The organism is uncultured Campylobacter sp., from assembly GCF_938045465.1.
Classification (GTDB): Bacteria; Campylobacterota; Campylobacteria; order Campylobacterales; family Campylobacteraceae; genus Campylobacter_B.
In genome coordinates this window covers 1-3,369 of record NZ_CALIBF010000207.1, presented here as the reverse complement: position 1 = coordinate 3,369, position 3,369 = coordinate 1, and the positions used below count along the sequence as shown (strand labels likewise).

Genomic DNA, 3,369 nt, shown 5'->3' with positions numbered 1-3,369 from the left:
GGGGCAGTGGAAATATCGGTATTGCCGCTAGCGCGAGACGGACTATCATATAAGAATTCATCGTCGCCTTTTAGATAGCCGATGATATAGCCAACTTCTTCAGCGGTGGTTTTGGCAGCGATAGGCTGCATAATATACTTCATCTTTTTGCCATATTGCCCGTCGGAGGTGTAGCTTGAGATCGCGATTGCAATCTCCTTCGCGCTTAGATCTTTTAGCTTACGAGAGCTGCCATAGGCGCGCTTCTGTCCTTCTGAGCCGTGGCAAGAAGCACAGTTGGCATTGTAGATTACCTTGCCTTTTTCCTTGATATAGTTGATGTTACGATTTATTGTTGTGCCACCGCCGACAATATTGCCTTTGGCGTTAGGAGTATTTTTATAGATATTTACGGTTACATTTTCATCTTTAGAATGCTTTTCGATCAGGGATTTTAGCTCTTTGGCAAACTCACCTTTGGCTTCGAATACATACGTGTCATCATTTGCTTTATCCGCGGCATTTAAACTAAAGGCAAAAAAACATGCTAAAAAAGAAATTTTAAAAATTTTCATAGAAAACCTTGATTTAGAATTTAAAAAGGGCGAAGCAAAAGCTTCGCCCTAATTTTACCCGTATAAGGTAAATAATTAGAAGCTGTATTTAGCCTCGAATCTGATGCGATCTTTTTTCTCATCAAGACCGCCAGCAGCATCGTCAATCTTATAGTGAGAATACCAAGTTTTGAAACTTAGCTTTTCATTATATTTATAAGAAATTCTACCTACTGCCTCATATGCGTTATGACCATCTGCTTTACCATCTAGGTAATCGGCACCGATTCTGATACCAGTATCAGGGATGGTATAGCCTGCTACTACATACCAGTAGTGATTTTCGCCACTAAAGTTTCTATAGTCTAATAACTCTTCACCTGGGCTAATGAAAGAGCCTTGATCTTCAAAAGATACAAAAGAAACTTTATCTTTATCATCAGGTTCGAATTTTAAATAACCTGCAGCTAAATCAACACCAAAGAAACCAGCATTAGCCTCTGCTGCCCAGAAGTCTGCATCACTAGCACCCGCATCTTTATAATCTCCGTCGAAATCAGAGAATGCGTATTGACCTTTTACGCCGAGATTAAAATCATCGGAGATATCAAAATTTAGAGCTAGTTCTGCAGCGAAAAGCTGTGCTACGTCCTCTAGAGCATTATACCATAGTTGGAAAGATACTGGATCGTATGAGCCCATAAATCCTATACCGTATAGATTATGATCAGTAGTTAGTTTATTGTCTACCGCTGCGCCCCAATCAAGGCTTGAAATATCTCCATCATTCTCTAAAGAATCCATCCAAAAGCCGCTAATTGTCAAGCCCTCGATATCGGTGCTGGTAATCTTAACACCATCTCCATACATATCATCGGTAAAGAACGAACCTATGCCCTGGCGACCGACTGCAATAGTGGTACCGCCGATAGTGTATCCTAAATAAGCTTTAGCGATATCGAAATCAGAATCTTTGTCGCTTGGATTTTGTGCACCATGATATTGGCTATTTGAAGAAGATAATGTTTCTCCGTTATCTCTATCTAGAAATCTAACGCCAACTACACCAAAGAAATTATCATCAATTTTAGCCTTGAAATCTACTTCGGATTTAAATTCCCAAACGCCCTTATTACTATTTGTTTCATTTTTAAGGTGATCATGGGTATATCGCATACGAGCGTATCCGTTTAGATCCACATCCTTGATAGCTTCCTCTAACGGAACAGCACTTGCACTCATAGCAAGAGCACCTGCAGCGACTGCTGCCGCTAAACTAAGTTTAACTAGTTTCATTTTGAACTCCTTTAAAAGTTTGTAAGCGCAATAGTAGCACAAAATGACAAATTATATGCTTAAAATAGGCTGAAAAATACTAAAATTTTACCAAATTGTTACCGAGTATTTACCGAAAATCCAAATTTAACGGGCATAAAAAAAGCGAGACCCACACAGGCCTCGCCGATTATTGAAAGGAGTTCTAATTTCGATGTGGGGATTATATCAGGCTGCGGTAAACAGACGGCAACACCTCTTTCATGCGGGAGAAATTTGATAAAATTTTACGACGTGAAATTTTATGAATGAAATTTCAAGATACGAAATTCGCAAAGCGTGGGTTTTAAAAATATCTACGCGACATCTTATCAGCGGAGAATACGGCACTGAAAACGAGCAGTACGCGAAAAACCGCGAGAAAGAAAATTTATAAGAATTTCGCAATCAAAATTCTAGCGCCAGCTGTATTTCTATAATATAGAATTTTGCGGACAAAATGGCACTATGCAGCAAAATATTTAAGCGCGAAAGCAAGTGGATATGAAATGCTAACCGAGCCATATAAGCAAGATGTGCAACGCAGAATTTTGTGAAATATAAAATTCCACAACTTATAAAATATAAAATTTATGCAGGCAATTGCGTAAAGAATCAGCGGACTTTAAAGCGCAAGCAAATCGCGCCAGCCCACCATGATTAAGAACAGAAACTATTGCCTTCATAAGAGTAGAGAGCAAACACAAAAACGTTTCACAAAGTAAAAGTAGGCTCGCTTACCTTAAAGGGCATAGCGGCTAAAAATCGCATAGGATTAAAAGCTGATATTTTCGCTCTCTGGCACAGCAATAGCGTCATTTTTATGCATTTGTTTGGTCTCGATTTTACCAATATCATAAGTGCGCGGAGTAACGGAACCCGCTTTGCGCGAGATGATTCGCATATCGGTGATAGCGCCTGAAGCGGTACTTATATAGGCAGTATCTCCCGCAGCCGCATAATATCTGCTTGCGCGAGCGGTGTAGAGCTCGCCGCTGGATAGGTCTTTAAACGTATAGACGTAAGCTGTGGAGCTTTGACGAGTGTAGTTTACGATCTCGGATTTGAGCGAGCGTAAGTTGCCTGCAGGCGTCGGAGCGGTACTTACGGCGCAGCCTGCGATGCCAAGAGCCAAAAGTGCGGAAAATATGAAATTTTTCATTCAGTATCCTTATTTGTAAAATTTGAATTTTTAGAGTAGTAGGTTTGGGCTTAAAGTTTGCTTTTTTGAGAGGCGTCGGAGTGGAATTTAAACGACGATGGATGCGCTTGCGTCGCTGGCATTTGTTTTCGAGGAGCGTCGAAGTTGAATTTAAACAGATCTCTCTTAGCGTTAGACGAAGCGAGAATGCGCTTTTGGCGATTTTTCTATATATGCGGGGTAGAATTTAGCAATAATCGCGAGCGAGACTTGGTAGTCGCGTCTAAATCAAACGCGGCAGAACTTTAGCTTCTTTTACCTGGCTAGCTTGCATCAGCACTCTTTGCGGCGCTGACTGCGATATTTGCAAAAATCGGACTC

Annotated in this window: 4 protein-coding genes; 1 reads left to right on the top strand and 3 read right to left on the bottom strand. The window is 40.7% G+C overall.

The genetic code is table 11. From position 1 onward, the window contains the following. Both Q0413_RS10625 and Q0413_RS10620 read right to left on the bottom strand, forming a co-directional pair. Nucleotides 1-554: cytochrome c (locus tag Q0413_RS10625; RefSeq protein WP_298990236.1), on the bottom strand; the 554-nt coding region annotated here is incomplete at its 3' end. A gap of 75 nt (nucleotides 555-629) precedes the next feature. Then, complete coding sequence (locus Q0413_RS10620; protein ID WP_298990233.1) at nucleotides 630-1,829, bottom strand: OprD family outer membrane porin; 1,200 nt, start codon at nucleotides 1,827-1,829, stop codon at nucleotides 630-632. Nucleotides 1,830-2,112: 283 nt separating this feature from the next. Here Q0413_RS10620 and Q0413_RS10615 point away from each other — a divergent pair, with 283 nt between their 5' ends. Then, on the top strand, nucleotides 2,113-2,244 hold the full coding sequence (locus tag Q0413_RS10615; protein ID WP_298990230.1) for a hypothetical protein: 132 nt from the start codon (nucleotides 2,113-2,115) through the stop codon (nucleotides 2,242-2,244). A 378-nt stretch (nucleotides 2,245-2,622) separates the two neighbouring features. Here the strand turns inward: Q0413_RS10615 and Q0413_RS10610 are convergent, their stop codons facing one another. After that, nucleotides 2,623-3,009 carry a hypothetical protein gene (locus tag Q0413_RS10610; RefSeq protein ID WP_298990227.1) on the bottom strand — a complete coding sequence of 129 codons (387 nt, stop codon included), beginning with the start codon at nucleotides 3,007-3,009 and terminating at the stop codon, nucleotides 2,623-2,625. Nucleotides 3,010-3,369 lie beyond the last annotated feature (360 nt).